We start from the raw sequence: 1,177 nt of genomic DNA, 5'->3' as shown, positions 1-1,177 counted from the left end.
AGGACCAGATTTAGCGAGATTTTGCTCTTCATTTTCGCACATCACTAAGAGAATTTCATCAGAATTTATAAACACTGGTTTTTTCACAAATGCCTCCATACAGCCTATTGGCAAAAGTTATTTTCTAAGATATGGAGTGATTATATGTAAAAAGTGCAAGTGTCAACATAAAAATGTAAAAAGTGCATATTTATGTTAGGTATGTTTTTTTTAAAAATGCACTATCCACAATTTATGGAGATACAAAATGCAAATAGTGGAACAAGATTCTAATCTTTTAAAAGGGTTTTCTCAGAAAGAAAAGGAAACTATTACTTATCTTTTGATTGCCTTAAAAACTCAATATATAAGATCACAGACTTTTTGTTTTCTTCAGAAAGATCACGATAAAAATTCATAAACTCTTGATCAACATCATTGAAGAAATTTGGGGGGGGTTCGTTAAAAAACTCGGCTATTTTAACTAATTCTCCAATACTAATGCTTCTTGATTTTCCATTTTTGTAAGGATTAATCATTCTGCTTATAGTGGATTGATGGATTCCCAAGTAGGCTGCTAATTCTATTTGAGCACCGTGTCCGCGCTCGTTTAATTTTTTTTCTAGCCATTGTTGGATGCTTTTTTCAATATTGCTACTCATAATCTAAACATTATCCTTAAAAATACGTAAAATGCAAAAATGTGAAAGGTGCATTTTTTGTTGACATATGTAAAAAGTGCAATTATTTATTGCGCTGTTATGGAGATTACATATGCCTTCGAGATTAATTATAAAATATTTAGGTGGTTTCAAAACTGTAGCAACCATAGTGCAAAGAGATGTGTCATCTGTTTATAGATGGCGTGACATGCCAGCAAAACACCAGCAAAAAATTTTAGATTACGCACGTGATCATGGGATAGATTTGCGTCCAGAAGATTTTTTTTATCCCGAGCGCTTGCAGAGATTAATGCAAGAGCAAGTCCCCCCAATGTCGAAAATTTGCAAGAGCTGCGGTGTTGATCACACCGGAGAAACTTTACAGCATTAAGGAGACAAAGATGGCTGTAGAAAAGAAATACGAACTTACTGATGAAACAATTGAGTTTAGAGGGAAAACTCTTCACCGCATTCGTGCATTGAGAAGCTTTGGAAAAGTTAAAGCAGGTGATGTTGGTGGTTTTGTAGAGAGTGAA

2 protein-coding genes are annotated in these 1,177 nt (G+C 34.1%); one reads left to right on the top strand and one right to left on the bottom strand.

Going from position 1 to position 1,177, the window contains the following annotated elements; genetic code table 11:
- Nucleotides 1-311 precede the first annotated feature (311 nt).
- Entirely contained in the window at nt 312-641 is a 330-nt protein-coding gene (locus tag ACFIMG_RS09620) for a helix-turn-helix domain-containing protein (RefSeq protein ID WP_156851527.1), read from the bottom strand.
- 112 nt (nt 642-753) lie between these two features.
- Here ACFIMG_RS09620 and ACFIMG_RS09615 point away from each other — a divergent pair, with 112 nt between their 5' ends.
- Nucleotides 754-1,032, top strand: coding sequence for a hypothetical protein (locus ACFIMG_RS09615; RefSeq protein ID WP_375678427.1), 279 nt, complete (start codon nt 754-756; stop codon nt 1,030-1,032).
- The last annotated feature ends 145 nt before the right edge of the window (nt 1,033-1,177 follow it).

The sequence above is a fragment of the Bartonella sp. AP11XZML genome (assembly GCF_042196445.1).
Taxonomy (GTDB): Bacteria; Pseudomonadota; Alphaproteobacteria; order Rhizobiales; family Rhizobiaceae; genus Bartonella.
The sequence above is the reverse complement of the archived record's forward strand: the minus strand, read 5'-3'. Positions and strand labels throughout refer to the sequence as shown.